This window comes from Microbacterium protaetiae (assembly GCF_004135285.1).
In the GTDB taxonomy this organism is placed as follows: domain Bacteria; phylum Actinomycetota; class Actinomycetes; order Actinomycetales; family Microbacteriaceae; genus Microbacterium; species Microbacterium protaetiae.
Window position 1 is genome coordinate 3,200,640 of the sequence record NZ_CP035494.1, and the last position, 26,169, is coordinate 3,226,808.

Sequence of the window (26,169 nt, forward strand, 5' to 3'; positions counted from 1 at the left end):
GCGGAACGCGCGTCAGCGGTACTGCTGGGTGATTGCGGCGCGCACCAGAGCGGCTTCCCGCTCAGCGCGGGCCCGCGTCTGGACGGCAAGCTCGCGGCGGGCACGATCGTCACGCTGGGGCAGGGCCCGAGCGCGACGTTCGGCACGCAGCAGCAGCCACAGGCCGACGCGCAGCGATGCACGGTCGAACAACGAGACGCGGGTGTCGCGGGTGAGTTGGGTCAGATCGTCGAGACGGTCGCGGTCGTCGCGACGCGTCTGAGACAGCACGGTGTTCATGAGGGCTCTTTCAGAGTCGTCAGTCGATTCCGGCACGCTGTGCCGGAGTGGCCGCTGGAAGCGGCGGGGAGTGCCGACAGCTGGTCGGCGCGAGTCGCCCGGAGAGGGCGGTGGCCACCCGGGAAGGGCGGCGACAGGCGGCGGAGGCGGAACTCTCCTGACGGTGCTAGCAGGCAGTGCCAACAGGCGCGACGAAGGAGACTCCGGCCGGGCGTACGCAAGCGGACGCAGCACCGGTTGCATATGGCATGGTGATGATCATCGGCGGTCTCCTTTCAGAATCGAACGCGAATAGCGACACTAGCGCGGCCCTCGGGACGGCGTCAAGCACTTTGTCGGATTCGCGCGCCGACGGGCGTGTCGCAGGCGTGAATGCGGGCGACGGCGGCTCGTCGCACCAAGGTGAGGCGCGGCATCCGATAGCGTGTTGCGGTGATCGAACGGGGCAGAGGGGCCGGGACATGCACCTGAAGAGCGTGACGCTCAAGGGGTTCAAGTCGTTCGCCCAGCCCACCACGTTCCTTCTTGAACCCGGTGTGACCGCCATTGTCGGGCCGAACGGATCGGGCAAGTCGAACATCGTCGACGCGCTGGCGTGGGTGATGGGAGAGCAGGGCGCGAAGACCCTGCGCGGCGGCAAGATGGAAGATGTCATCTTTGCAGGCACCTCGACTCGCGGGCCGCTGGGTCGCGCCGAGGTGCAGTTGACCATCGACAACGGTGACGGCGCGCTTCCGATCGACTACGCCGAGGTCACAATCAGCCGCACGTTGTTCCGCAACGGCGCGAGCGAATACGCGATCAACGGGCAGAGCTGCCGTCTGCTCGATGTGCAAGAGCTGCTCAGCGACTCGGGGCTCGGCCGCGAGATGCATGTGATCGTCGGCCAAGGACGCCTCGACACCGTTCTGCAGGCGAGCCCCGAAGAGCGGCGTGGTTTCATCGAAGAGGCCGCCGGCATCCTCAAGCACCGGCGGCGCAAAGAGAAGACCGTGCGCAAGCTGCAGGCGATGGAGGCGAATCTCACGCGCCTGAACGACCTGGCCGGCGAGCTGCGCCGCCAACTCAAACCGCTCGGGCGCCAGGCAGAGATCGCCCGTGAGGCGGCGACCATCGCCGCCGTGGTGCGCGATGCCAAGGCCCGACTGTTCGCCGACGAGCTCGTCGGGTTGCGCACGGAGCTGGCCGCGGCCGCGGCCAGCGAGCAGGAGCGGCACGCGGAGCGGATGGTTCTGCAGGATCGTGCCGAGATGCTGCGGGCTCGTGTCGAGCAGCTCGAGGCCGACCAACGCTCTGAGGCCGTGGATCGCGCGCGCGCCGTCGTGTTCGCGCTCGAGCAGGTGCAGGAGCGGCTGCGCGGTCTGTACTCGCTGGCCGGCCAGCGGCTCTCGTTGCTGGCCGACGACGACGAGGCGCTGGCACCCACGCAGACGGTGAGCCAGGCATCCATCGACGAGGTGCGCGCGGGCATCGACGAGATCGTGGCAGGTCTTGGTTCGGCGCAGGATGCCGCCGCTGCGGCTGCCCGCGAGGTGGTGCGAGCGCGCGGCGAGCTCGATGCCCTCGACGCCGACATCGCCGCGCAGAGCGCGCTGGTCTCGGAGCACGATATGAAGATCACGGCGCTGCGGGGAACGGCAGAGGCCGCGGCATCCGCCCTCGCGGCCGTCGAGCAGGCCGTGGCGCGGCAGCAGACGGCCTTGGATGCTGCCCGGTCGCGACGCGCGCAGGCGCAGCAGGCGCTCGATGAGATCGACCCCGAAGAAGTCACCGATGCCGCGTCGGCCGAGCACGCGAGCGCGTATGAGCGCACCCAGCGGGAGGCCACCGAGGCAGAGACCGAAGTGGGCGGGCTGCGTGAGCGCCTGCACGCCGCTGAACGCGAGAAGGAGTCGCTGACGGCGCAGACGAAGGCGCTGTCCCGGGCCCTCGATGTGCGCGGCGGCGCGTCGGAGATCATCGCGCGGGGTGACGCGGGCGTCCGGGGGCTGGTCTCCGACGCCGTGCAGGTCACACCCGGATGGGAGGCAGCTCTCGCGGCCGTGCTCGGACCGCTCGCCGAAGGCGTGCTGGTGGACGACGCCGACAGTGCCGTGGCGGTGGCACGCAGCATCCGTGACTCGGATCTCGGCGTGGTCGACATCGCCATCGCTGAGGTCGCGACTTCAGGTTCGCATGAGGATGCCCCCGCCGGGCTGACGGCGGCTGTCGATGCCGTGACAGCACCGGGCGGTGTGCGCGGGCTTCTTGCCGGCGTGTACCTCGCCGAAGACATCGACGCGGCCCGCGCCGCGGTGTCGGCCGCGCCGCAGACCATCACGGTCGTGACGCGGGCGGGTGAGCTCGTCACGCCGTTCCGGCTGCGTGCCGGGTCGGGTCAGGGGCGCTCTCGCCTGGAGCTTGCCGCCGAAAGGGATGCCGCCGCGGAGCGGCTCGCCGAGGTGGCCGTCGTCGTGGACTCTCTGCGCGAGGCGCTGTCCGAGCAGCAGGCGGCACTGGACGACGCGCGCCGCCAGGCGAAGGCCGCACTGCAGGCGCTGCGGCAGCACGACGCCGAACTGGCCGCCCACGCCGAGAAAGCGAACCGCGCCACCGTTCGCCACGAGGCCGCGGTGGCCGAGTGTGAACGACTCGAAGCGAGTCTGCGTCAGGCAGAGGCATCCGTCGTCCAGGCGAAGGACTCTGCGCGCTCGGCCCAGGAACAGCTCGACGCGGCGCTGGAAGCGCCCCGGCCGATTCTCGACGCCTCGTCGCGGGAAGGAATGCTCGCCGAGCTGGAGACGGCGCGTGACACCGAGATGCGCGCGCGCCTTGAGGTCGAGACCCTCAAGGAGCGCATCCGTGCCGAAGAGGCGCGGGCGACGAGCCTGGAACACCAGCGGGAACGGGAGAAGACCGCCGCGGCCGAGGCCGCACGCCGTGCGGTTCTGCGGCGTGCGCAGCGCGATGTGGCGGCCGGGGTCGCCGACCGGCTGCCGCCCCTGCTCGACTCGGTCGACCGCTCGGTGAGCCAGGCACGCGTCGAGCTGGCCACCGCCGAGTCTGCGCGCACCGCGCTGACGGCCGAATTGACGCAGCTGCGCGCAGATGAGACGTCGGTGCGCGAGCGCCTCGCGGGACTGACCGAGAACGTACATGGACTCGAGCTGCAGATCCACGAGAAGCGACTGCATGTGACCAGTCTTCTCGAGCGCGTGCAGTCAGAACTTGGGCTCGAGGAAGATATTCTCATTTCGGAATATGGTCCGGATCAGGACGTTCCTGCTGAATCCGAAGACGGCGAGGCGTCGCCGTTCGATCGACGCGCCCAAGCGAAGCGCTTGCAGGACGCCGAACGCAAGCTCGCCCAGTTGGGGCGGGTGAACCCCCTCGCCCTCGAAGAGTTCGATGCCCTCGAGCAGCGGCACAAGTTCCTCACCGAGCAGCTCGCCGATCTCACCCAGACCCGCAAGGATCTGCTGACGATCATCGACGAGCTCGACGAGCGCATGCAATCGATCTTCCAGGCAGCCTTCGACGACACGAAGCAGGCGTTCACCGAAGTGTTCCCGATTCTGTTCCCGGGCGGAACCGGCAGCATCTCGCTGACGAACCCCGACGAGCCGCTCTCGGCCGGCATCGAGGTCGCGGTACGGCCGGTCGGAAAGAAGATCGAACGGCTCTCACTCCTCTCGGGCGGGGAACGGTCACTGGCCGCGGTGGCGCTGCTGACGGCGATCTTCAAGGCGCGGCCGAGCCCCTTCTACATTCTCGATGAGGTTGAGGCGGCGCTCGATGACGCGAACCTGGGCCGGCTTCTCGGCGTGTTCGAACAGCTGCGGGCCTCGAGCCAGCTCATCGTTATCACGCACCAGAAGCGCACGATGGAGATCGCCGACGCGCTGTACGGCGTCTCGATGCGCCAGGACGGGGTCTCGGCCGTTGTCGGGCAGCGCGTGGGCGACCGCAAGACGCGCGACGAACGGTCCTCCGAGCCCGTCCGGGTGTGAACGGGTACGGCGTCGCGCGCGCCGGAGACGCGCGCGGAGTGGGCGCGACCTCGTGACTGTCGCGTGGTGCGCGTGAATCTGCGACCACCAGACCCGCGTGTTCCGCTCGACGTGGACGCGGATCGATAAGAACGGCGCTAGCAGCGCAGATCTTCGGCCACTGTGCGAAGGAACGCGGCGACGACAGACCCGAATCCCGGCAGGTCCTGCGGCCGATGCTGCGCGCCGGCCACGACCTGGTGGCTCCCGCCGTTGTCGACGAGCACCGAGGCGATGGCCTCGTATTCGGCATTCCACCCGCCCGTGACGACGAGAGTCGGGATGCCGCGCAGCATCCCCGGGCGCACGCCGTGACCCCACGGCACCGTCACGCGCGCCCAATGCTCGGCCGCGGCGCGCTCGTCGGACCAGCGATCGACCTCGAGCGGACCGCCGAACATGAGCGGGCGCATGAGCGCCCAGAAGGCGCGAAGGTCGCCCGCGGCGGCCTGCGCCCGAGCCTCGGTGACGATCGCGATGTGCCGCTCGATCGCCGAATGGCCGCGGGCGACGTCGTACAGCGCCGGCTCGACGAGCACCAGCGCACGCACATCGAGGACGCCGCGGTGCGCGGCGAGAGCGGCAGGGACACCGCCGAGCGAATGGGCGAAGACGGTGAGGGGAGAGCCCGCATGCTCGGCCTCCAGAACCGCCACCCGCTCGGGGACAGCGGCATCCTTGTCGAACGCGACAAAAGTTCCCGACGAGGGATCGATCGTCGGCCAGGCCTGCGCCCCGGTGCGCCCGCTGCCGTGAACGTACACGTGTCTCATGGACGCAGACGCTACCAGCGCCGCGGTCGGCCCCGTCCGGGTTTGGCGCTTCGCCGCGCTCAAGCGACACGTCGGGACGGCGCCGCGGTGCGGCGGAGGGGTTGCCGTCCGGTTTGGCCGGTTCCTGCGTGTGGAAGCGGCAATTTGGGACGGCGTCGTGGCGCGCGCCCGGGGGTTGCCGTCCGGGTTGGTTGGTTCCTGCGTCTGGAGGCGGCAATTTGGGACGGCGTTGTGGCGCGCGGTCGGGTCCCGTCCGGTTTTGTCGCTTCGCCGCGCTCGAGCGACACGTCGGGACGGCGTTGTGGCGCGCGCCCGGGTGTTGCCGTCCGGTTTGGTCGGTTCCTGCGTGTGGAAGCGGCAATTTGGGACGGCGTCGTGGCGCGCGCTCGGGCCCCGTCCGGTTTTGTCGCTTCGCCGCGCTGAAGCGACACGTTGGGACGGCGTGTGGGGCGCGCCCGGGGGATGCCGTCCGGTTTGGTCGGTTCGCGGGTGCGGAAGCGACGCTTCGGGACGGCGCGGGCGCGGCGCCCCGCCGGCGTGCCACCTGAGCGCGCGAGGAACAGGGGAGCGACCCCCGTAGGCTGGAGTCATGGCGGAGAAGTGGTCACTGGGGCGCGCGCTGCGCGGCATGTTCGTCAGGCCGACGATCGACGAGACGACGTGGGAAGACCTCGAAACGGCGTTGCTGACGGCAGACTTCGGCCCCGACATCACCGAGCGCATCGTCGACGAGCTGCGCGAGAAGGTCGAGCGGTTCCACACCACCGATCCGCAGGATCTGCAGCGGATGCTCAAAGAGACGCTCGAGGAGCATTTTGCGAAATTCGACACGACGCTGAAGCTGACCGAGCGGCCCGCAGTGGTGCTGGTGGTCGGCGTGAACGGCGTCGGCAAGACGACGACGATCGGCAAGTTCGCGAAGTTCCTGCAGCGTTACAACCGATCGGTTGTGGTCGGCGCGGCCGACACTTTCCGTGCCGCCGCGGTCGATCAGCTCGCGACGTGGGCCGAACGAGCCGGCGCAGCCATCGTGCGGCCCCAGCAGGAGGGCCAGGACCCGGCATCCGTGGCGTTCCAGACGATCGAGTACGCGAAACGCAGCGGCACCGAGATCGTGATCGTCGACACCGCCGGCAGGCTGCACACCAAGGGCGGTCTGATGGATGAGCTGACCAAGATCCGCCGGGTCATCGAGAAGCAGGCCCCCATCAGTGAAGTGCTGTTGGTGCTGGATGCCACGACCGGGCAGAACGGGGTGATGCAGGCAGAGGCCTTCCTGGAGCACGCCGGTGTCACCGGGCTCGTGCTGACCAAGCTCGACGGCTCTGCCAAGGGCGGTTTCGTGCTGGCGGTACAAGAGCGCACCGGCATTCCCGTGAAGCTCCTCGGGCAGGGCGAGGGGATCGGCGACCTGACCGGCTTCACGCCGCACGTGTTCGCGGCATCCCTCGTGGAATGACCCCACGGGCTACCGCAAGAGGCGAGAGGCTGGTTTCATAAGGACATGGCGATCGAACACGACTACTTCGGACTTCTCGAATCCGGCCCGGACGGTTCGATCTTCTGGTCTGAGACGATCGAGCTGGGCGACCAAGCGGTGTCGGTGGATCTGACGGCCCCCGATGAAGACGACGTCGCGCCGGCGGCACTGGATGTCGCGGCCGCGATGATCACGTCACTGGAGTCGGTCGATCGCTCGGCACGCAGTGCCATGCTCTCCGAGCTCGACGACCGTACCAGCGAGGTGATCGAGTACATCCTGCAGCAGCAAGAGGAGCTGGGCGATGATCTCGAAGACCTGCTGGTGGACATCTCCGGCGACACGCACGTCGACATCATCCGCTCGCTACGGCTGATGAGCATGACGATCTTGGCCGACGAGCATGGCGGCACCGACCCCTTCGCGGTGCTCGAATACGCGCTGGATCCGGATGCGACCGACGACGTGCTGCTGGTGAATCTGAACACCGACGGCGATGTGCAGTCGGTGACCAGCGCCGACTGACTCAGACCGCCTGGGCGAATCCGAGCTCGGGATGCACGTCGGCGGCGATGTGCTGCAGATGCGCCGGGATCTCGCGCCGCTTCGAGATCATCGACTGCGCCCACAGACGTCCGGCACGATACGACGAGCGCACCAGGGGCCCTGCCAGCACACCGAGGAAGCCGATGCGCTCGGCCTCTTCTTTGAACGCGATGAACTGGTCGGGCTTGACCCAGCGCGCGACCGGCAGGTGCCGCGGGGAGGGGCGCAGATACTGCGTGATGGTGATGATGTCGCATCCCGCATCGTGCAAGTCGTGCAGCGCCTGAACCACTTCGTGGTCCTCCTCGCCCATTCCCAGGATCAGGTTCGATTTGGTGATGAGACCCGCATCGCGGGCCTGCGTGAGCACATTGAGCGAGCGTTCGTAGCGGAAGGCCGGGCGGATGCGCTTGAAGATACGCGGCACGGTCTCAAGATTGTGAGCGAACACCTCGGGGCGGGCGTCGAAGATCTGGCCCAGCAGTGCGGGGTCGCCGTTGTGCTCGTTGGCCAGCAGCTCGACCCCGGTACCGGGGTTCTTCTCGTGGATCTGCCGGACCGTCTCGGCGTTCAGCCACGCACCGGTGTCGGGCAGGTCGTCGCGGGCGACACTGGTCACGGTCGCATAGCGCAGCCCCATCCGCTGCACGCTCTCCGCGACCCGGCGGGGCTCATCGGTGTCATACGCGGCGGGCTTGCCGGTGTCGATCTGGCAGAAATCGCATCGCCGGGTGCACTGCGACCCGCCGATCAGGAACGTCGCCTCGCGGTCTTCCCAGCACTCGTAGATGTTGGGGCACCCCGCCTCCTGACACACGGTGTGCAGGCCCTCATCGCGCACCAGGTGTTGCAGCTCGGTGTACTGCGGGCCCATCTTGGCCTTGGTGCGGATCCATTCCGGCTTGCGCTCGATCGGCGTCTCGGCGTTGCGGATCTCCAGGCGCAGCAGGCGGCGCCCATCCGGGGCGGCGGTCATGCCGGCACCGCCGCGAATTCGGTCTGGAAGATGCGTGTCACCGTCTCGAGGATGTCGGCGGGGGAGACATCCCGCCCCACCACCTCGCTGACCGTCGTGACCCCGGCATCCGTGATGCCGCACGGGATGATGTTGCGGAACCCGGAGAGCGAATTGTCGCAGTTGACAGCGAAGCCGTGCATTGTCACGCCCTTTTCGACACGCACTCCGATCGCGGCGATCTTGTCTTCGGAGAGCGGCCGGCGCACCCACACGCCGCTGCGGCCGGGCACCTGGTAACCCTCGACGCCGTGCTCGGCCAGCGCCGCGATGAGCAGACGTTCGATGCGCCGCACATGCGCGACGACATCGATGGGCTCCACGAGCTGCACGATCGGGTAGCCCACCAGCTGGCCGGGGCCATGCCAGGTGATCTTGCCTCCGCGGTCGACGTCGATGACCTCGGTGCCGTCCTGGGGGCGTTCCTGCGGCTCAGTGCGTTTGCCCGCCGTGTACACCGCCTCGTGCTCCAGCACGATCAGGGTGTCGGCGCGGGTGCCGGCGACGACGTCGGCGTGGATGCTGCGCTGCAGCGTCCATCCGTCGCGGTAAGGGACGTAGTCGGGACCCAGCCCGGCATTGTGGATCTCCAGCACGGAATCTCCTCGTGGGTGATATTGGATGCGGTCCAACAATACGCCCGCCGCGTCGGGAACCCGTACTCTGGGGGCGTGTCCGATCCTGCTGTCTCGCGCCCCGGCCGGCCGAAGGTATCGTCGCGCGCGACATTGGCCGAGGCCGCCTGCGAGTTGTTCCTCGAACAGGGCTTCGCCGCGACCGCGATCGTCGACATCACCCGACGTGCCGGGGTGAGCCGCTCGAGCTTCTTCAACTACTTCGGGTCGAAGAGCGACATTCTGTGGGCGGTGTTCGATGAACGAATGGATGCCGCGCTGCGGCGGCTCTCGGCCGGTGACGAGGTGCGTCCCGCCCTGGCACAGATCGCCGGCGACTTCGCTCCCGACGCACTGGCACTGGCGCTCGTGAACGCCGAGGCGATGGGCATCGCAGACGAACTGGACCGCGAGGCCGCGGTGCGCCGCGCGCGGATCGCCGATGCCGCCGCCCATCGCTTGGAACAGGCCGGCCTCGAGTCGCTGCGCGCCGCGGTCATGGGGGCGGCCTTCGCCGGTGCCGTCTGGGCGGCCGTGCGCGCCTGGGCGCATGATGGCGCCGGACGCGCGCCCCTGCAGCCGACGCTTGAGCGGGCTCTCGCACTGGTGCCGGATCTGCTCCCGTAGAATCGGGGGATCATGGCTACATTCGGCACCCTCTCCGATCGGCTCACCGAGACCTTTCGCAATCTGCGCACCAAGGGCAAGCTCACGCCCGCTGATGTCGACGGCACCGTCCGCGAGATCCGGCGTGCGCTGCTCGATGCCGACGTCGCTCTCACGGTCGTCAAGGACTTCACGGCGAAGGTCCGCGAGCGTGCCCTTTCTGACGAGGTCAATCGTGCGCTGAACCCGGCGCAGCAGGTCGTGCAGATCGTCAACGAAGAACTCATCGCGATTCTCGGTGGCGAGCAGCGTCGGCTGCAGTTCGCGAAGAACCCGCCGACGATCATCATGCTCGCTGGGCTCCAGGGGTCGGGTAAGACGACCTTCGCGGGAAAGCTCGCCAAACAGCTGGAGAAGGACGGGCACACGCCGCTGCTGATCGCCGCCGACCTGCAGCGCCCGAATGCCGTGAACCAGCTGCAGGTGGTCGCCGAGCAGGCCGGTGCCGCGATCTATGCGCCCGAACCGGGCAACGGCGTGGGCGACCCGGTGCGGGTGGCCCGCGACGGCGTCGAGCACGCCCGGCGTGCCCTCCACGACATCGTGATCATCGACACCGCGGGCCGCTTGGGTGTGGATGCCGAGTTGATGAAGCAGGCCGCCGACATCCGTGCGGCCACCCAGCCCGACGAGGTGCTGTTCGTCATCGACGCGATGATCGGACAGGACGCGGTCAACACGGCCAAGGCCTTCCAAGAGGGCGTGGACTTCACCGGTGTCGTCCTCTCCAAGCTCGACGGCGACGCGCGCGGCGGTGCCGCCCTGTCGGTGGCCTCGGTCACCGGTCGCCCCATCATCTTCGCGTCCACCGGCGAAGGGCTCGATGATCTCGAGCCCTTCCACCCCGACCGCATGGCCAGCCGCATCCTGGATCTCGGCGACATCCTGACGCTGATCGAACAGGCACAGGAAGCGTTCGACGAAGAAGAGGCGCGCAAGGTCGCCGAGAAGCTGGCGACCGAGCAGTTCACGCTCGAGGACTTCCTCGAGCAGATGCAGCAGATGCGCAAGATGGGCTCGATGAAGAAGATGCTCGGGATGCTCCCGGGCATGGGCCAGATGAAGCAGCAGCTCGACGACTTCGACGAGCGTGAGGTCGACCGCACCGAGGCGATCATCCGCTCGATGACGCCGGCCGAGCGTCGCAACACGAAGCTGCTGAACGGCTCGCGGCGGCTGCGCATCGCCCGCGGTGCCGGCATGACCGTCACCGACGTGAACCAGCTGGTGCAGCGTTTCGAGCAGGCCGCCAAGATGATGAAGACCGTCGCACGCGGTGGCGTGCCGAACATTCCCGGCATGGGCGCGATGGGCAAGCCGGGGGCCTCGAGCAAGCGCGGAAAGCAGCAGAAGAAGAAGAAGGGCTCGCGTTCCGGGAACCCGGCCAAGCGCGCAGCCGAGAACGCCGGGCTGGGCGCGCAGACCGCCCCGTCGACGGGATCGGGGTTCGGCCTGAGCGGCAAGAAGGTGCCCACCGAAACCGATATCGCCGAGCTGCAGAAGATGCTCGGCAACGGCTGAGACCGCGTCAGCCGTCGAGGCGTGCGAGATGCTCGCGCAGGGTGGGCCCGGTGCGGAACTCGTGGATGAGGTGCTGGACGACGGTGCGCAGATCACCATCGGCGGCATCGGCGACGCGCACCTGTCGGGTCGAGCTGTTGCCGTTGTCGATGAGTGATCGCACGCCGGCAAGCTCGCGGACACACCCCAGTTCCTCGGCGACCGGAGCGAGCTGGTCGACGAGTTCGGCGACATGACCGGCGACCGGGCGCTGGGTGCCGGCACGATCGACGATGATGCGCGCGTCGAGCCCGTACCGCGCCGCGCGCCACTTGTTCTCTCGTAGGAACCACGGCTGCAAGCGGGGGAGAGGCCGCCCGGCGTCGAGTTCTCGTGAGAAATGCTCGACGAGCACCTGCACGAGCGCGGCGACCGCGGCGAGTTCGGGCAGCGTCGACATGCCGTCGCATGCCCGCACTTCGATCGTGCCCCACCGAGGAGCGGGGCGGATGTCCCACCGCACTTCGCTGGCGTCGGCCATGACGCCGGTGTCGACCATGTCGTGGAGGTACGACTCGAACTGTGCCCAGTCGCGCAGTGGCCAGGGAAGCCCGGCGGTAGGCAACTGTTGGAACACGAGTGACCGATTCGAGGCGTAGCCGGTTCGCTCACCGGCCCAGAACGGGCTGGACGCCGAAAGCGCCTGCAGGTGCGGGAGGTAGACCGAGAGCGCTCCGATGAGTGGGAACACCTTGTCGGCGTCTTCGACGCCGATGTGCACATGGATGCCCCAGATCATCATGTTGCGGCCCCACCACTGCGTGCGCTCGATCAGCGTGTGGTACCTGGTCTTGTCGCTGACCTGTTGGTCGTACCACTGCGCAAACGGATGGCTGCCGGCGCAGAGCAGCTCGACATCGAGAGGGTCGGTGATCGCGCGCAGCGCCGCGATGGCGTCGGCGACGTCATGCGCGGCCTCGGCGACGGTGCCGCTGACGCCGCTGGTGACCTCGACGGTGTTGGTGAGGAGTTCGCCCGTGACGGTGAAGCGCGCGTCAGCGCTGCGGTCGTGCAGCAGCGGCAGGATCTCGGGGGCGCGTGGGACGAGGTCGCCGGATTCGCGGTCGGCGAGCATGATCTCCCACTCGAGTCCGACGGTGGAACGGTCGGATGACGCGAAGTGCACCCCCATTCGCACAGTCTGCCACGCGCGCGCCGGTCGGCCGGTTCGCGGCATCCGTCGACATCTGGCAGAATTGACCGTCGGAGCAACGCCCGACCCTCTATCCGGCGTGTGCCTCCACCTTCGAGCTTCCGCCGGGTGTGCACCCCACGCTCCAGGCGACTGGTTCATCATTTCCACACACATTCAGGAGAATCGTGGCTGTCAAGATCCGTCTCAAGCGGCTCGGCAAGATCCGTGCCCCGTACTACCGCATCGTCGTCGCCGACTCGCGCACCAAGCGCGACGGTCGTGTGATCGAAGAGATCGGCAAGTACCACCCGACCGAGGAGCCCTCGTTCATCGAGGTCGACTCTGAGCGTGCGCAGTACTGGCTCGGCGTCGGCGCGCAGCCGACCGAGCAGGTGCGGGCCATCCTCAAGCTGACCGGTGACTGGGGCAAGTTCAAGGGCGACAAGAACGCCGTCTCGACCGTCAAGGTCAAGGAAGCCAAGCCCGCGTTCGAGGTGGACTCCTCGAAGAAGTCGGTCGTCAAGCCCAAGGCCGAGAAGAAGACTCCGGCCGCCGAGACCGCCGCCGACGAGGCCCCTGCGGCCGACGCCGAGTAGTCACCGTGCTGGCAGCCGCGCTCGAGCACGTCGTCAAGGGGATCGTGGATCACCCTGACGACGTGCGCATCGACGAGTCCACCTCTGTGCGAGGCGACGTGCTCGAAGTGCATGTTCACCCCGACGATCGGGGACGCGTCATCGGGCGCGGCGGCCGCACGGCCAAGGCCCTGCGCACGCTCATCACCGCGCTGGCCGACGGACGCCGCGTGCGCGTCGACGTCGCGGACGACTGAGATGGGCTCTGACACAGAACCCGTTGCAGCTCGCTCTGTCGACAAGCCTGCGGGCAAGAAGCGGTCGCCGAAGCCGGCCGGAACCCAGCTGCGCGTCGCACGTCTGCTCAAGGCGCACGGGCTCAAGGGAGCCCTCAAGCTCGAGTTGTACACCGACGACCCCGACGGGCGCTTCGTTCCGGGAGCCGTGTTCACCCTTCAGGTGCCCGAGTCGTCGCCCTGGCACGGCAAGTCGGTCACCATTCGCGAGTTCCGCTGGATGAACTCGCACCCTGTCGTCTTCCTTGACGGCGTGGAAGACCGCACGGCGGCCGAAGAGCTGGTCAAGGCCATCCTGTGGGTCGAGGCCGATGCGGCCGAACAGGTTGAGGATGACGCCTGGTACGACCACCAGCTCGTCGGTCTTCAGGTCGTGCGCGGCGGTGACATCGTCGGGCGTGTGGTGCGGGTCGACCACCTGCCCGCCCAAGACCTGCTCGCCGTGCTGCACGACGAGCGTGAAGTGCTGGTGCCGTTCGTGAAGGCGATAGTTCCCGAAGTGGATGTCGCCGCCGGCCGCGTCGTCGTGACGCCGCCCGCAGGCCTGTTCGAGGAGTTGCCGACGGATGCTGACGAGGGCGATGGGCCCGCAGCATCCACCGACGACGCCGGCTGATCCGCTGATCAGATGCGCTGGCGACCCAGCGCGGCGCGCGGAACCGCATAGGCCATGGCGGTGATCACCATCAGCAGCGCGTACACCGCGACGAAACCCCAGAACGCGCTCGTGTAGTCTCCGGTGGCCGACTTCGATGCGCTCAGCAGCTGTGGGATCACGAATCCGCCGTACGCGCCGATGGCCGAGATGATGCCCAGCGCAGCCGATGAGGTGCGTGCTGCCGCGGCATCCCGCACAGGATCCGTTCCGCGCACACGGACGCGCGCGGCGAAGACACTGGGGATCATGCGATAAGTCGATCCGTTGCCGATCCCCGTGGCTGCGAACAGCAACAGAAAACAGCACAGGAAAGCCCAGAAGCCGCCGGCGGGCGCCACGAGGATGAGCGCGAGGGCGCCGAGCGCCATCACGCCGAACGCGATCAGTGTGATGCGCGCTCCGCCGAACCGGTCGGCGAGACGCCCGCCGTACGGGCGGGCGAGCGAACCCACCAGGGCCCCCAAGAAGGCGAGCGAGAGCGCAGCCTGGCCGATGCGGAACGACGAGAACGCGGGGAACTCGTCGGCGATGAGTTTGGGGAACACCCCCGCGAATCCGATGAACGAGCCGAACGTGCCGATGTACAGCAGGGCGAGCAGCCAGAGGTGCGGCTCACGCAGCGCCGCCAGCGACGCGGGGAGGTCGGAGGTCGCGGTCGACAGATTGTCCATGTGCCGCCATGCGCCCCAGACGGCGACGAGGATGAGGGGGATCCATATCCACCCTGCGATGGAGATCCCCACTGCGGTCGCAGCGGTCAGCGACACGACGACTGGCACCAGGAGCTGCGCGACAGCTGTACCGATGTTGCCGCCTGCTGCGTTGAGTCCGAGCGCCCAACCCTTCTCTCGGTGCGGGAAGAAGTAGGTGATGTTGGCCATCGAACTCGCGAAGTTCCCACCGCCGAGTCCGGCGAGGCCGGCGACGGCCAGCAGCACGCCGAAGGGCGTCTCGGGGTGGGCGACGACAACGCTCAGCAGCACCGTGGGCACCAGCAGCAGACTGGCCGAGACGATCGTCCAGTTTCGGCCACCGAAGCGCGCGACCATGAACGTGTACGGAAAGCGCAGCGTGGCCCCCACCAGGCTCGGCAGTGAGATGAGCCAGAACGACTGCGCCGTGGTCAGGGTGAACCCTGCGGCCGGCAGCATCACCACCACGATGCTCCACAGCTGCCACACGACGAAGCCGAGGAACTCGGCGAAGATCGACCAGAAGAGGTTGCGGCGCGCTACCGCGCGGCCCGTGGTGTGCCAGAAGTCGGCGTTCTCGGGCCGCCAATCCTGGATCCAGCGGCTGCCGCGGTGAGGTCTTGGACGCGTGGATGCTGCGCCGGGTTCGGCTGTCGGAAGCGAGGTCAGTACGGGTTCGGTCGTCATGAGGGCGTCCCTTCGTCGATGATCCGACGCTATGAGACGCGTGTTTCCCGCCACTGACCCGGCCTATTGCCCCGACGTCAATCCTCGCTCACGACGATCGGGACGGTCGCGTGAGATCACGCGGCCAGGGTCGCGACGGCGTCGTGAAAGCGTTCGGCGATGATCGCGGCCACACGCGGGTCGGGGGCCAGCGGCTGTGTGACGGCATCGGCTCCGGCATCCCTCACCAGATCGGCGAAATGCCCGGGCGCCAGGACATAGCTGGCGGCCACCACGCGGCCGGCACGTGCCATGCGCGCCGTGGAGACGGCCTCTGCCAGCCGCGGGGCGCGGCCGGTGGCGAAGCCGACCCCGACCGGGCGGCGGATGCAGATGCTCAGGCGCTCCGCCATCGAAGACACGGCGCGCGCCGTGGCCGGATCGCGAGAGTCCGCCGCGGCGAGCACGACGCCGTCGTCGTCGCGCAGCCCGAGCTCGTCGAGCCGCGATTCGAGCACCAGAGCCAGAAGGTCGTGCGGACCGAGCGCGGGAGTCGAGATCGCGGTGGGGCGGCGGCGCACCGCATCTTCGATGTCGATCTTCGTGTGATGGTCGGTTGAGAGCAGGAGCGGAGCGACGACCACGGGAACACCGGGCGCAACGTCGGCGATCACGTGGTCGAGCGAGGGCTTCTGTCTGTCGACGAACCCCTCGCGCACCTCGACGTGGGGCAGCAGCACGCGCGCCTGGTCGAGCAGAGCGCGGATCGCCGCACGGTCCTGCGCCGACGCCGTGCCGTGTGAGCAGCCGATGAGCACGGGGGTCATGATGTGAGCGCGCCCTCGCGCACCTCGAGACGATAGCCGCGTTTGATCACCGTGCGAATGAGCCCCTGTACCCCGAGCGCCTCGCGCAGTCGGGCCACGGCCATGTCGACGGCGTGCGTGCTCTCTGCCGAGCGTGGCAGCGCGCGCTGCAGAGCGCGACGCGAGACGACGGCGCCGTCAGCGTCGAAGAGCAGCTCGAGCACCGCAGCGCACGTGCGTGACAACGGAAGGAACGACCCGTCGACGACGGCGCCCGTGCTGCGCAGCTGCAGGCGACCGGCCGGCGTCTCGACGGCGTGGGCTCCGCCCGTGCCGAAGTGGCCGATGACGGTGCGCACCAGCGCTCCCAGACGGCCACGATCGGCGACGGTCGTGGTCAGGCCCGCAGCCTGCAATGGAGCGGCAGTGACCGGGCCCACAGCCGCCAGGAGCAGCCGGCGCGATGCCGACCGTGCGGCGATCGGTGCGCGCAGTCCTTCCCGCACGGCGCAGGCGAGCCATTCCGCGGCACCGGGTGCCGACGTGAACAGAACGGCATCTGCGCCGCCGTCGGCGGCGTCGTGCACCGACCGCCGGACCGCGTCGGGGTCGGGCGGCGGCCCCCACCGGTAGACGGTCAGACTCACCACTTCTGCACCATGCGCGGTGCACAACTCGTCGAGACCGTCAGCACCCGCTCCGTGGTGCTGTACAGCGATTCTTCGACCGGTCAGCCCCTCGGCCACCAGATATGCGCCGAGCTCGGCGGCCGTCTCGGTCTCGGCGACCCATGCCGTGTCGAACCCTGCCTGCTGAATGGCGCCGCGCGCCTTCGGACCACGTGCGAGAAACCGAGCGCCGGCGAGAGCGCGGTGCACATCGTCGCCGAGCCCCTCCTCGTCGGCGGCCTCCATCCACCCGCGGAATCCCACGCCCGTGGTGACCACGACGACATCTGGCGGTGCGTCGAGCAGTTCTCGTGTGCGCAGCGCTAGGGCGGTGTCATCGGCGTGCGGCACGATCGTCAACGCCGGCGCGTGCTGCACGCGCGCGCCGTGTCGTTCGAGCGCTGCGGTCAACTCGGTGCTGCGGCGGTCAGCGGTGATGACGATCGTGCAGCCGGCGAGGGCCGCCGACAGATTCGCGCGCGCCGTCATGCCGCGACCGCGGCGACGTCGGCGGCCAGCAGCAGGCCGGCCTGTGTCACCTCTCCCACCACTATCACCGCCGGGTTGTGCACGTCGACCGCGCGCGCGTCGGCCACCACTTCGCCCACCGTGCTGCGGGTTATGCGCTGGTGAGCGGTGTGTCCGCGCTCGACGATCGCGACAGGGCGGTCCATCGGAACCCCGGCACGCACCGCGGCGTCGATCAGGCGTGGAAGGGCAGCGACGCCCATGAGGATCACTGTCGTGGTGCGTGCATCGGCGAGGGCAGCGAGCGTCGTCTCGGACAGATCCGCCTGGCCATTGACGATGTGCACGGCTGCGGCCACACCGCGATGGGTCACCGGGATGCCGGCGGCCTGGGGAACAGCGAGGGCACTGGAGACTCCCGGCACGACATCGACGGCGACGCCGGCCGCGAGGCAGGCGGCCACCTCTTCGCCGCCGCGACCGAAGACGAACGGGTCGCCGCCTTTCAGCCGCACGACATGTCGCCCCGCGCGAGCGTGCTCGACGAGAAGCGCGTTGATGGCCTGCTGCGGCACAGGATGGTGGCCGGGGCGTTTGCCGACGTCGACGATCTCGACGTCGGCGGGAAGTTCGTCGAGCACCTCGGTCGGGCCGAGGCGATCGGCGATGACGACATCGGCCTCGGCCAGCAGCATCCGTCCGCGAACCGTCATGAGGTCGGCGGCCCCGGGCCCGCCGCCCACCAGACTCACTCTGCCGGCACCCGTCGGCCGGTGCCGGCGCATCGACATCCGACCCGCGCGCAGTGCATCGGCGATCTGGTCGCGCACGTGCACCGAGCGCCCAGGATCCACCCCTGAGTCTGAGACGACCCCCACGACAGAATCGCCCGCGCGGGTCTCTGCGGCCAGGCGCACCGTGCCGTGCGAGCCGTCGGACGCGTTCACGCACAGGATGCGCCGCTGCTCGCACACACCGGCGACCCATGAGTCCACGCGCGGGTCGCCGGTGGCGGTGTGGACGAGCCACACATCATCGAGGTCGCCGGCACGCACAGCTCGCCGTGTGCAATCGAGGTCGTGCTGTGCGGCAAGTTCGGCCACGTCGGGATGCAGCACCGGTGCGATGATCCGTACGACGGCGTCTTCGGCGAGGAACCGGTGCAGGCGCCGAGCGGCGAGGGCGCCGCCGCCGACGAACAGCACGGTCCGCCCCGCGAGCGAGAGACCCAGAAGGGTGGTCACAGCGTCGACCCCCAGCGCACCAGCACCTCACCGCCGCGCACCGCCACCGGCCAGGTTGTCAGCGACTTCTCCTCTTTGCCCAGGGCGTCGAGACACCGGCCGGTGCGCAGGTCGAAGACCTGCTTGTACATCGGGGAGGCCACCGTGGGAGCGCCGTCTCGACTGCCGACGATGCCCCGCGCGATCACGTGCGCGCCGCTGTAAGGGTCACGGTTCGACACCGCGTGAATGCGACCTGAGTACAGCAGGAACAGCGCGATCTGGGTGTCGCCGACGAGGGCGGCGCGCCCGCGCTCGGACTCCAGGTCGTCGATCGCGCAGACCGGGGTCCATTGTGCGGCGTGGGTGGTGGCGGCGGGGGGAGCGAGCAGGGTCATGAGCGTACCTCCAAGGTGGTGCCGGCGATGAGGACGCGTCCGTTATCGCGTTCGTCGGCGGTGGCGGGCCGGGGCTGACCGCGCTCGATCGTGTAGGCCAGCGCGGGGTCGGGAAGGGTGGGGGCGTTCACGAATGAGGCGAACCGGCGCAGCTTGTCGGGGTCGTCGAGAGTGGCCTTCCACTCGTCCTCGTACGCGTCGACGTGGGTGGCCATCGCGGCGTCGAGGTCGGCGCAGATTCCGAGGCTGTCGTTGAAGATCACGGCCCGCAGCGCGTCGATGCCTCCATCGAGGTCTTCCAGCCACGCCGCGGTGCGCTGGAGGCGATCGGCGGTGCGGATGTAGTACATCACGAAGCGGTCGATAGCGGTGACGAGCATCTCGTCGTCGAGGTCTTCGGCCAGCAGTGTCGCGTGCCGGGGCGTGAAGCCGCCGTTGCCGCCCACGTACAGATTCCAGCCGGCCTCGGTGGCGATGACACCCACGTCCTTGCCGCGCGCTTCGGCACATTCCCGAGCGCAGCCCGAGACGCCCAACTTCAGCTTGTGCGGCGAGCGCAGGCCGCGGTAGCGCAGCTCCAGCCGCACGGCCATGCCGACGGAGTCCTGCACGCCGTACCGGCACCATGTCGAGCCCACGCACGACTTCACCGTGCGCATCGACTTGCCGTATGCGTGGCCCGACTCGAAACCGGCATCCACCAGTCGCCCCCAGATCTCCGGAAGCTGCTCGAGCCGGGCACCGAACATGTCGATGCGCTGGCCGCCGGTGATCTTCGTGTACAGGCCGAAGTCGCGGGCGACCTCACCGATCGCGAGCAGACCGTCGGGCGTGATCTCACCGCCGGGAATTCGCGGGACCACCGAATACGAGCCGTCCTTCTGCAGATTCGCCATGACGTGGTCGTTGGTGTCTTGGAGGGCGGCGTTCTCGCCGTCGAGCACGTGGGAGTGCAGGAGCGAGGCGAGGATGCTGGCGATGACCGGCTTGCAGATATCGCACCCGCGTCCCGTGCCGAAGCGCTCGACGATGGCGCTGAAGGTGTCGAGACCGGTGACCCGGATCGCGTCGAAAAGCTGCGGACGGGTCATCTCGAAGTGCTCGCACAGCCCGCTGCGCAGGGCGTGGCCGGTCTTTGCCAGCTCGGCGCCGACGATCTTCGTGACCATCGGGATGCACGATCCGCACGTGGCACCGGCCCGTGTGCACGCTTTCACGCCGGCGACATCGGTGCAGCCTTCTTCGGAAACCGCCAGGCGGATGCGCCCGGCCGTGATGCCGTTGCACGAGCACACCAGCGCATCGTCGGGAAGGTCGCCGGACGGCGCCGCAGCGACCGTGTCTGCGGGCATGAGATAGGCGACCGGGTCGCCGCCGAGCGGGCGGCCGACGAGGGGACGCAGCGTTCCATAGGCGGTCGCGTCTCCGACGAGCATGCCGCCGAGCAGGGTCTGTGCGTCGTCGGAGAGCACGAGCTTTTTGTAGAGGCCCGCAATCGGGTCGGAATAGACCACGTCGAGGGCGCCCGCGGTGGTGCCGAACGCGTCGCCGAAGGTCGCCACGTCAACGCCCGCGAGCTTGAGCTTGGTGGACTGGTCGTAGCCGGGGAAGGATGCCGCGCTGCCGAGCAGGTGCGTGGCGGCGACCTCTGCCATCGCGTAGCCGGGCGCGACCAGCCCGATGCACTGGCCCTCGAAGCTGGCGACTTCGCCGATGGCGAGGATCGCCGGGTCGCTGGTCGCGCACTGAGCGTCGATGACCACCCCGCCGCGCTCATCGATGGCCAGGTCGGCGTCGCGGGCGAGTTCGTCACGCGGTCGCACCCCGACGGTGAACACGACGACATCGGCTGCCAGCGTCGTGCCGTCACCGAACGCGACCCCGCAGATCATGCCCGTCCGGTCGGTGACGACGGCGGTGCTGCGTGCTTCGGTGACCACCGACATCCCGCGTTCCTGAATGAGGCGTCTCAGCGCGTCGCCCGCGGGGCGATCAAGCTGGGCGGACATCAGCCGGTCGGACGACTGCACGACGGTCGCCGCGACATCGAGCGTCTGCAGGGCACCGGCCGCTTCGAGTCCGAGCAGACCGCCGCCGATCACGACGCCGGTCATCGGGCGATCCAGCTCGGCCGTGCGCCGCTGTACGAACGAGCGCAGAGTGAGAACGTCGTCGAGCGTGCGGTAGACGAAACACGCAGCATGGTCGGCGCCGTCGACGGGCGGGCGCGTGGCGGAAGAGCCGGTCGCGAGAACCAACCGGTCGTACGGGTGCGTGGACCCGTCGTCGCAGTGCACGGTGCGGGCCGTGCGGTCGATCTGCGTGGCGCGTACGCCGGTGCGCAGCGTGACGCCCTCGGCGGCGAAGACGCTGGGATCGAGGGCGATCTCGGCGGGCTCGGTGCCTGTCAGACAGACGGTGAGTCCCACGCGATCGTAGGCGGCGACGTCTTCGTCACCGAGAACGGTGATCTGCCAGCTGCCGGGCTCGCGGGTGACGATGCTCTCGACCAGGCGGTGCGCGACCATTCCGGCACCGACGACGACCAGGCGGGGGAGTGCATCGTCCGGGTTCATGGCCTTCACGATACGAACGCGGGTTTTCGAGGGTGTGTGGTGCGTGTTTCGAGTTCGTGACGTCGTCGCGGCGCTGATTACCTCGACGCTACGACCGCGTCACAGGGGGCAGCTGCGCGGTGTGAGATCGCCGGCTGGCTAGGCTCGTTGCGTGCGTATCGACATCGTGACGATCTTTCCTGAATTCTTCGATGTTCTCGAGGTGTCGCTGTTGGGCAAGGCGCGCAGCAGTGGACTGCTGGACATTCGGGTGCACGACCTGCGCGACTGGACGCATGATCGGCATCGCACCGTCGACGACACTCCGTACGGCGGGGGAGCGGGCATGGTGATGAAGCCGGAGCCGTGGGGTGCGGCGCTGGATGCGATAGTGCGAGATGCCGCGACTCGGCCGACCATCGTCTTTCCCTCGCCGGCCGGCGAGGTGTTCGCGCAGGCCACCGCGCGCGAGTTCAGCGGACGGGATCATCTGGTGTTCGGATGCGGGCGCTACGAGGGCATCGACGAGCGTGTCTTCGACTATGCGGCCACGCTCGGCGACGTGCGCCTGGTCAGCCTCGGCGATTATGTGCTCAACGGGGGAGAAGTGGCGGTCATGGCGATGGTGGAGGCTGCCGGACGGCTCATCCCCGGTGTGGTGGGCAATCCCGACAGTCTGATCGAGGAGTCGCACGAAGACGGACTGCTCGAGTACCCCAGTTATACGAAGCCCGCGCTGTGGCGAGACCGTGAGGTGCCGCCGGTGCTGCTGAGCGGCAACCATGGCGCCGTCGACGCCTGGCGGCATGAGCAGCAGCTTGCGCGCACGCGTGAGCGCCGGCCCGACCTGCTCGAGCCGTAGAGCGGGCCGCGGGTCCGGACGCCGGTATCGTCGGGATATGCCCACTCCCGAATTCGTCCTCGATCTGCGCAAGCACATCGGTCACGCGCCGTTACCCCTCGTGGGCGTCACGGCGGTCGTGTTCCGTGGCGACCGGGTGCTTTTGGGGCGACGCGCTGACAACGGCGAACGTCAACCGGTGTCGGGGATCGTCGAGCCGGGTGAGGAGCCGGCCGATGCCGCGGTGCGGGAGGTGCGCGAAGAAGCAGGCATTGTCGCACGCGCAACCAGACTCGCCTGGGTGCACCAGATGGACCGCGTGACATACGCGAACGGCGACGCCGTCGACTACCTCACACTCACTTTCCGGTGCGAGTGGGTCTCTGGTGAGCCGCATCCTGTCGATGGCGAGCTCACCGAGGTGGGCTGGTATGCCCCGACCGAACTGGACGAGCTCGATGACGACCACAGGCGACGTGTCGAATTGGCGCGGAATGCCGACGAGCCGGCTCGGTATGAGGGCGGGCGTTGACGACGCCGACGCGTACGCTGAGACGATGAGCGAGACGCGTCGTCTGGCCCGCAGCTTCGAGCAGACGGGAGCGGCATACGACCGGTATCGGCCGTCGTTTCCGCCGGCAGCGGTTGACGTGCTCGTGCCGGATCATGTGCGCGCCATCCTCGACCTGGGGGCAGGCACCGGAAAGCTCACTGAGCTTGTGCACAACCGTGCCGACCATGTCTTCGCTGTCGATCCGTCAGCGCAGATGCTTGCTGTCTTGCGCGACAAGCTTCCTGCGGTGGACGCGCGGGATGGCACGGCTGAGTCGATTCCCTTGCCCGATGCCAGTGTCGACACGGTGGTGGTCGCTCAGGCCTTCCACTGGTTCGACAGGGATGCCGCAGTCACAGAGATCCGGCGCGTGTTGCGTCGCGACGGAACCCTGGGACTCGTCTGGAACGGTTCGCACCCGGATTGTGCCTGGGATCTCGCGTGCGCAGCTGTCGCGCACCCGCGCCCCGTGGAGGATGAGACCGCGGAGCACGAGACGACTCAGGACGAGGACGACGTGCCGGGCTTCCGGCTTCGCCGGGTCGAGCGCATCGAGTGGATCGAGCGCCTCGCTCGCGCGGACTACATTCGGCGCTGGCACACCGTCAGCACCTTCCTCGCGGCCGACGAGCCAACACACGCCAGAATGACCGGCGAGATCAACGCGATACTCGACGAACATCCGGCCACGGCCGGTCGGATGACCCTCGATCTGCGCCAGCGCACCGTGGTTTACGTGTACGACGCGCTGCCGGTCTGAATCGCACGCACCCGGTCACGGAATGAGTGCGAGCTTGCCCCCGGGATGCCCCTCGGCCAGCAGCCGCAACGCCTGCTTCGCCTCGCTCAGCTCAAAGGTGAGCGCGACGGGCACCGCCAAATCACCGGCGGCGGCGCGGGCGATGAGGCCAGCGCGCGCATTGTCGCGGAATGCCTTGCTCGCCGGCATCGCACCGCCGATCGCGGTGAAACCCGCGGCATCCGTCTTCGGTCCCTTCACGATGGTCACTGCTCGTGTGGCCACGCGCAGCAGCGCGACGGACACGTCCACGGCTTCGTCGGTGCCGACGGCATCCAGCACGGCGTCGACGCCGTCGGGTGCGAGTTCGCGCACGCGCGCTTCGAGCCCCGGACCATACGCGACCGCTTCCGCGCCGAAGGAGCGCACGCGGTCGAGGTTCGCCGCAGACGCCGTGCCGATGACTCGGGCGCCGCGCCAGAGCGCCTGCTGCACGGCGCTGACTCCGACGGCACCCGATGCCCCGTGCAGCAGGACCACGTCGCCGTCGCCCACTCGGGTCAGCTCCAGCATTTCGGCCGCGGTCGTTCCCGCCAGCAAGAGGTTGGCCGCCTGCGGGAAGGACAGATTGGCGGGCTTGGCGAATACATCGCTGGCAGGAACCGTCACCTCCGAGGCATAACCGCCGGCGACTCGAAAGGCGAGCACCTCATCACCTGTGGCGCCCCCACCCGAGGCGATGTGCGTGTCGGGCCCGAGACGCGTGAGAACTCCGGCCACCTCGTAGCCGATACCCAGGGGAAACCCCGATTGCTCCCGTGCGAGATGCTTGTAGTCGGCGGGATTCATTCCCGCCGCCCGCACCTGTATGGTCACTTCACCCGCACGCGGTGCGGCGACCTCGTCGTCGATGAATTCCAGAACGTCGATGCCGCCTGCCCGCGGCGCGATCCACTTCTTCGCCATCTCCCCAGTCAACACCCGCGTCGTAGCGGGTGGGCGCACTCAGGCGACGCCGAGGAAGGAGCGGTCGGTGAGCACTATCGGCCCGTCGGCGGTGATCGCCACGGTGTGCTCGGAGTGCGCGCCACGAGATCCGTCGGCGCTGCGCAGCGTCCAGCCGTCGTCGGGGTCGGTGATCAGCTCGTCGGTCGTGGCCAAGAACCACGGCTCGATCGCGATGACCAGCCCATCGCGCAGAGGGTAGCCGCGGCCGGGGCGACCATCGTTGGGAATGTGCGGGTCGCCATGCATGATCCGGCCGACGCCGTGGCCGCCGAAGTCGGTGTTGATGGAGTATCCGTCGCCGTGCGCGACTGCGGCGATGGCCGCTGAGATGTCGCCGATGCGATTGCCGACGGTGGCGGCGCCGATGGCGGCATCCAACGCCCGCTCGGTCGTGTCGATGAGGGCGAGATCCTGCGCTCGCGGCGTTCCCACCACGAACGAAACGGCAGAGTCGGCGACCCACCCGTCGACGGCGACGGCGAGGTCGAGCGAGACGAGGTCTCCGTCGCGCAGCACGTAGTCCCGCGGCATCCCATGCAGAACCGCATCGTTGACCGACGTGCAGATGACCTTGCCGAACGGCCCCGAGCCGAACGAGGGCGCGTAGTCGATGTAGCACGACTGGGCACCGGCCTTGTGGATCATCGCGTGCGCGCGTTCATCGATCTGCAGCAGGTTCGTGCCGACCTTCGTCTCATCTCGCAGCGTCGCCAGAACCTCCGCCACGAAGCGACCCGCCGGTCGCATCTGCTCGATCTCGGCCGGTGTGCGCAGTTCGATCATCGTCTTCCTCTCGTCACCATCCATTGTCGTGGATGCGACGGCTCGCGCGCTGGACGCGTGCACAGGTCGCGCTCGGCCGACGCGAGTAGCATCGCCGCATGTGGTTGCGACGCGGCTTCTTCCGGTGGCTCTACCCGGCGGCGATCGTGCTCCCTGCCTGGATGCTGATCGGTTGGGCGATCTTCAACGCCGGCGGGTGGACGTTCCTCGGCGTGCTTCTGATCGCAGCTCCCGCCGTGCTGGTCGGTGAGCTGATCATCACTCTTCTGATCCGCGCCCGTCCGACCGTGCGCGCCGAACGGGCCGTCTCGTGGTGGGATGTCTTGGGTGTCACTGTCTGGCATGGCCTGGTGATCGCATTCGGGTGCTTCATCGAGCCGGTGTTCCTCGCGATTCTGCTCGCCGCGGTCGTGGCTTTCCTCGTCATCTTCTGGTCGTCGCTTCGGCAGCTGTGGGGCGAGGCGCGCGGGTCGATTCGACGTGGGTGGGCGGGAACCGGTCCGGCCGACCTCCCGACCGACGCTCCCACCGATGCCGATGTGCGCGATCGGGCGCGCCAGCATGCCGAGGTCATCGTGGTGAACGAGGTCGGACGCCCCGGCGATGGACGCAACGTGCACTGACCCGTTTTGGTCGGGATGCCGCATCCATGGCAGAATGGAGCCTTGTGCCCGCGCACCGACTCTGCCTCAGGGGAGTCCGCGCGTCGTCCTGACTGCGCAGCGTGCACCGACTCACGTATCCCTTCCACTTCGCGACCGACCTGTGGCGGTCGCAGAGAGACACGATCATGCAGATCCTCGACGCCGTCGATGCGGCATCGCTCCGCTCCGACATCCCTGATTTCCACGCCGGTGACACCGTCAAGGTGCACGTGAACATCACCGAGGGCAACCGCAGCCGTATCCAGGTCTTCCAGGGTGTGGTCATCGGCCGCTCCGGCGACGGCGTGCGCGAGACCTTCACCGTCCGCAAGATCAGCTTCCAGGTGGGCGTCGAGCGCACCTTCCCGGTGCACTCCCCGGTGCTCGACCGCATCGAGGTCGTCACCCGCGGCGATGTCCGCCGGGCGAAGCTCTACTACCTGCGCAACCTCCGTGGCAAGAAGGCCAAGATCAAGGAGAAGCGCGACAACTGACACGTT

At 68.5% G+C, this 26,169-nt stretch carries 26 protein-coding genes; 13 read left to right on the top strand and 13 right to left on the bottom strand.

The annotated features are described in order from the left end of the window. Window positions 1–12: 12 nt before the first annotated feature. Window positions 13–279, bottom strand: a complete 267-nt coding sequence (locus ET475_RS14840) for a hypothetical protein (RefSeq protein ID WP_129391965.1) — start codon at window positions 277–279, stop codon at window positions 13–15. 461 nt (window positions 280–740) lie between these two features. Here ET475_RS14840 and smc point away from each other — a divergent pair, with 461 nt between their 5' ends. After that, entirely contained in the window at window positions 741–4,268 is a 3,528-nt protein-coding gene (gene smc / locus ET475_RS14845) for a chromosome segregation protein SMC (RefSeq protein ID WP_129391969.1), read from the top strand. 137 nt (window positions 4,269–4,405) lie between these two features. Here smc and ET475_RS14850 read toward each other — a convergent pair whose 3' ends face one another. After that, window positions 4,406–5,080: an alpha/beta fold hydrolase domain-containing protein gene (locus ET475_RS14850; RefSeq protein ID WP_129391972.1), complete on the bottom strand. Its 675-nt coding sequence runs from the start codon at window positions 5,078–5,080 to the stop codon at window positions 4,406–4,408. A gap of 589 nt (window positions 5,081–5,669) precedes the next feature. On the opposite strand from ET475_RS14850, the gene ftsY reads away from it, so the two are divergent. Both ftsY and ET475_RS14860 read left to right on the top strand, forming a co-directional pair. After that, on the top strand, window positions 5,670–6,539 hold the full coding sequence (gene ftsY / locus ET475_RS14855; protein ID WP_129391975.1) for a signal recognition particle-docking protein FtsY: 870 nt from the start codon (window positions 5,670–5,672) through the stop codon (window positions 6,537–6,539). Between the two features lie 45 nt (window positions 6,540–6,584). After that, window positions 6,585–7,085, top strand: a complete 501-nt coding sequence (locus ET475_RS14860; RefSeq protein WP_129391978.1) for a DUF2004 domain-containing protein — start codon at window positions 6,585–6,587, stop codon at window positions 7,083–7,085. Between the two features lies 1 nt (window position 7,086). On the opposite strand, the gene lipA is transcribed toward ET475_RS14860, so the two are convergent. Together lipA and lipB are read right to left on the bottom strand one after the other, a co-directional pair. After that, on the bottom strand, window positions 7,087–8,082 hold the full coding sequence (lipA, locus tag ET475_RS14865; RefSeq protein ID WP_129391981.1) for a lipoyl synthase: 996 nt from the start codon (window positions 8,080–8,082) through the stop codon (window positions 7,087–7,089). Further along, on the bottom strand, window positions 8,079–8,717 hold the full coding sequence (gene lipB, locus ET475_RS14870; RefSeq protein ID WP_129391984.1) for a lipoyl(octanoyl) transferase LipB: 639 nt from the start codon (window positions 8,715–8,717) through the stop codon (window positions 8,079–8,081). Before lipB ends, lipA begins: the two co-directional genes overlap by 4 nt. 75 nt (window positions 8,718–8,792) lie before the next feature. Here lipB and ET475_RS14875 point away from each other — a divergent pair, with 75 nt between their 5' ends. Both ET475_RS14875 and ffh read left to right on the top strand, forming a co-directional pair. Beyond that, entirely contained in the window at window positions 8,793–9,362 is a 570-nt protein-coding gene (locus ET475_RS14875) for a TetR/AcrR family transcriptional regulator (RefSeq protein WP_129391987.1), read from the top strand. 12 nt (window positions 9,363–9,374) lie between these two features. Next, the gene (ffh, locus tag ET475_RS14880) at window positions 9,375–10,922 is read left to right on the top strand and encodes a signal recognition particle protein (RefSeq protein WP_129391990.1); all 1,548 of its coding nucleotides are present in this window, start codon (window positions 9,375–9,377) and stop codon (window positions 10,920–10,922) included. A 7-nt stretch (window positions 10,923–10,929) separates the two neighbouring features. Here the strand turns inward: ffh and ET475_RS14885 are convergent, their stop codons facing one another. Continuing rightward, on the bottom strand, window positions 10,930–12,093 hold the full coding sequence (locus tag ET475_RS14885) for a glutamate--cysteine ligase (RefSeq protein ID WP_129391993.1): 1,164 nt from the start codon (window positions 12,091–12,093) through the stop codon (window positions 10,930–10,932). A 188-nt stretch (window positions 12,094–12,281) separates the two neighbouring features. On the opposite strand from ET475_RS14885, the gene rpsP reads away from it, so the two are divergent. Genes rpsP through rimM form a run of 3 tightly spaced genes read left to right on the top strand, consistent with a single transcriptional unit; the run spans window position 12,282 to window position 13,583 of the window. Continuing rightward, the gene (rpsP, locus tag ET475_RS14890; RefSeq protein WP_129391996.1) at window positions 12,282–12,692 is read left to right on the top strand and encodes a 30S ribosomal protein S16; all 411 of its coding nucleotides are present in this window, start codon (window positions 12,282–12,284) and stop codon (window positions 12,690–12,692) included. 5 nt (window positions 12,693–12,697) lie between these two features. After that, the gene (locus ET475_RS14895) at window positions 12,698–12,928 is read left to right on the top strand and encodes an RNA-binding protein (RefSeq protein ID WP_129391999.1); all 231 of its coding nucleotides are present in this window, start codon (window positions 12,698–12,700) and stop codon (window positions 12,926–12,928) included. Window position 12,929: 1 nt separating this feature from the next. Beyond that, entirely contained in the window at window positions 12,930–13,583 is a 654-nt protein-coding gene (rimM, locus tag ET475_RS14900; protein ID WP_129392002.1) for a ribosome maturation factor RimM, read from the top strand. Window positions 13,584–13,591: 8 nt separating this feature from the next. On the opposite strand, the gene ET475_RS14905 is transcribed toward rimM, so the two are convergent. The 6 genes from ET475_RS14905 to nirB all read right to left on the bottom strand — a co-directional run bounded on the left by ET475_RS14905 (window position 13,592) and on the right by nirB (window position 21,122). Further along, on the bottom strand, window positions 13,592–15,004 hold the full coding sequence (locus ET475_RS14905) for an MFS transporter (protein WP_129392005.1): 1,413 nt from the start codon (window positions 15,002–15,004) through the stop codon (window positions 13,592–13,594). A 116-nt stretch (window positions 15,005–15,120) separates the two neighbouring features. After that, entirely contained in the window at window positions 15,121–15,810 is a 690-nt protein-coding gene (locus ET475_RS14910) for a sirohydrochlorin chelatase (protein ID WP_129392008.1), read from the bottom strand. Further along, window positions 15,807–16,946 carry a uroporphyrinogen-III synthase gene (locus ET475_RS14915; RefSeq protein ID WP_129392010.1) on the bottom strand — a complete coding sequence of 380 codons (1,140 nt, stop codon included), beginning with the start codon at window positions 16,944–16,946 and terminating at the stop codon, window positions 15,807–15,809. Before ET475_RS14915 ends, ET475_RS14910 begins: the two co-directional genes overlap by 4 nt. Continuing rightward, window positions 16,943–18,169, bottom strand: a complete 1,227-nt coding sequence (gene cobA / locus ET475_RS14920; protein ID WP_129392013.1) for a uroporphyrinogen-III C-methyltransferase — start codon at window positions 18,167–18,169, stop codon at window positions 16,943–16,945. The genes ET475_RS14915 and cobA overlap by 4 nt, the downstream gene beginning before the upstream one ends. Beyond that, a complete protein-coding gene (gene nirD, locus ET475_RS14925; protein ID WP_129392016.1) occupies window positions 18,166–18,546 on the bottom strand; it encodes a nitrite reductase small subunit NirD in 381 nt (126 codons plus the stop codon). The genes cobA and nirD overlap by 4 nt, the downstream gene beginning before the upstream one ends. Then, complete coding sequence (gene nirB, locus ET475_RS14930; RefSeq protein ID WP_207205366.1) at window positions 18,543–21,122, bottom strand: nitrite reductase large subunit NirB; 2,580 nt, start codon at window positions 21,120–21,122, stop codon at window positions 18,543–18,545. Before nirB ends, nirD begins: the two co-directional genes overlap by 4 nt. A gap of 151 nt (window positions 21,123–21,273) precedes the next feature. On the opposite strand from nirB, the gene trmD reads away from it, so the two are divergent. From trmD to ET475_RS14945, 3 genes are read left to right on the top strand one after another with little or no spacing between them, the layout of a single operon-like run. Then, a complete protein-coding gene (trmD, locus tag ET475_RS14935) occupies window positions 21,274–21,963 on the top strand; it encodes a tRNA (guanosine(37)-N1)-methyltransferase TrmD (protein WP_129392020.1) in 690 nt (229 codons plus the stop codon). A gap of 37 nt (window positions 21,964–22,000) precedes the next feature. Continuing rightward, on the top strand, window positions 22,001–22,474 hold the full coding sequence (locus tag ET475_RS14940; RefSeq protein ID WP_129392023.1) for an NUDIX hydrolase: 474 nt from the start codon (window positions 22,001–22,003) through the stop codon (window positions 22,472–22,474). A gap of 25 nt (window positions 22,475–22,499) precedes the next feature. Continuing rightward, entirely contained in the window at window positions 22,500–23,255 is a 756-nt protein-coding gene (locus ET475_RS14945) for a class I SAM-dependent methyltransferase (protein ID WP_129392026.1), read from the top strand. Window positions 23,256–23,270: 15 nt separating this feature from the next. Here the strand turns inward: ET475_RS14945 and ET475_RS14950 are convergent, their stop codons facing one another. After that, window positions 23,271–24,200, bottom strand: coding sequence for an NADP-dependent oxidoreductase (locus tag ET475_RS14950; protein ID WP_129392029.1), 930 nt, complete (start codon window positions 24,198–24,200; stop codon window positions 23,271–23,273). A gap of 39 nt (window positions 24,201–24,239) precedes the next feature. Beyond that, window positions 24,240–25,025 (bottom strand): type I methionyl aminopeptidase, encoded by a 786-nt coding sequence (gene map, locus ET475_RS14955; protein ID WP_129392033.1) that lies wholly within the window; start codon window positions 25,023–25,025, stop codon window positions 24,240–24,242. A gap of 98 nt (window positions 25,026–25,123) precedes the next feature. Between map and ET475_RS14960 the strand changes: the two genes are divergently transcribed. Together ET475_RS14960 and rplS are read left to right on the top strand one after the other, a co-directional pair. Then, a complete protein-coding gene (locus ET475_RS14960) occupies window positions 25,124–25,648 on the top strand; it encodes an MFS transporter permease (RefSeq protein WP_129392036.1) in 525 nt (174 codons plus the stop codon). Window positions 25,649–25,815: 167 nt separating this feature from the next. Next, the gene (gene rplS, locus ET475_RS14965; RefSeq protein ID WP_129394036.1) at window positions 25,816–26,163 is read left to right on the top strand and encodes a 50S ribosomal protein L19; all 348 of its coding nucleotides are present in this window, start codon (window positions 25,816–25,818) and stop codon (window positions 26,161–26,163) included. Window positions 26,164–26,169: the final 6 nt, after the last annotated feature.

Bases quoted from the DNA above. Each gene is read 5' to 3' on its own strand.
- ET475_RS14860 (WP_129391978.1), top strand. From the start codon at position 6,585: ATGGCGATCGAACACGACTACTTCGGACTTCTCGAATCCGGCCCGGAC.
- ET475_RS14910 (WP_129392008.1), bottom strand. From the start codon at position 15,810: ATGACCCCCGTGCTCATCGGCTGCTCACACGGCACGGCGTCGGCGCAG.
- ET475_RS14940 (WP_129392023.1), top strand. From the start codon at position 22,001: ATGCCCACTCCCGAATTCGTCCTCGATCTGCGCAAGCACATCGGTCAC.
- nirD (WP_129392016.1), bottom strand. From the start codon at position 18,546: ATGACCCTGCTCGCTCCCCCCGCCGCCACCACCCACGCCGCACAATGG.
- ET475_RS14945 (WP_129392026.1), top strand. From the start codon at position 22,500: ATGAGCGAGACGCGTCGTCTGGCCCGCAGCTTCGAGCAGACGGGAGCG.
- ET475_RS14950 (WP_129392029.1), bottom strand. From the start codon at position 24,200: ATGGCGAAGAAGTGGATCGCGCCGCGGGCAGGCGGCATCGACGTTCTG.
- ET475_RS14960 (WP_129392036.1), top strand. From the start codon at position 25,124: ATGTGGTTGCGACGCGGCTTCTTCCGGTGGCTCTACCCGGCGGCGATC.
- ET475_RS14885 (WP_129391993.1), bottom strand. From the start codon at position 12,093: ATGGGGGTGCACTTCGCGTCATCCGACCGTTCCACCGTCGGACTCGAG.
- ffh (WP_129391990.1), top strand. From the start codon at position 9,375: ATGGCTACATTCGGCACCCTCTCCGATCGGCTCACCGAGACCTTTCGC.
- rimM (WP_129392002.1), top strand. From the start codon at position 12,930: ATGGGCTCTGACACAGAACCCGTTGCAGCTCGCTCTGTCGACAAGCCT.
- lipA (WP_129391981.1), bottom strand. From the start codon at position 8,082: ATGACCGCCGCCCCGGATGGGCGCCGCCTGCTGCGCCTGGAGATCCGC.
- smc (WP_129391969.1), top strand. From the start codon at position 741: ATGCACCTGAAGAGCGTGACGCTCAAGGGGTTCAAGTCGTTCGCCCAG.
- ftsY (WP_129391975.1), top strand. From the start codon at position 5,670: ATGGCGGAGAAGTGGTCACTGGGGCGCGCGCTGCGCGGCATGTTCGTC.
- ET475_RS14840 (WP_129391965.1), bottom strand. From the start codon at position 279: ATGAACACCGTGCTGTCTCAGACGCGTCGCGACGACCGCGACCGTCTC.
- ET475_RS14915 (WP_129392010.1), bottom strand. From the start codon at position 16,946: ATGACGGCGCGCGCGAATCTGTCGGCGGCCCTCGCCGGCTGCACGATC.
- nirB (WP_207205366.1), bottom strand. From the start codon at position 21,122: ATGAACCCGGACGATGCACTCCCCCGCCTGGTCGTCGTCGGTGCCGGA.
- ET475_RS14905 (WP_129392005.1), bottom strand. From the start codon at position 15,004: ATGACGACCGAACCCGTACTGACCTCGCTTCCGACAGCCGAACCCGGC.
- rplS (WP_129394036.1), top strand. From the start codon at position 25,816: ATGCAGATCCTCGACGCCGTCGATGCGGCATCGCTCCGCTCCGACATC.
- ET475_RS14850 (WP_129391972.1), bottom strand. From the start codon at position 5,080: ATGAGACACGTGTACGTTCACGGCAGCGGGCGCACCGGGGCGCAGGCC.
- map (WP_129392033.1), bottom strand. From the start codon at position 25,025: ATGATCGAACTGCGCACACCGGCCGAGATCGAGCAGATGCGACCGGCG.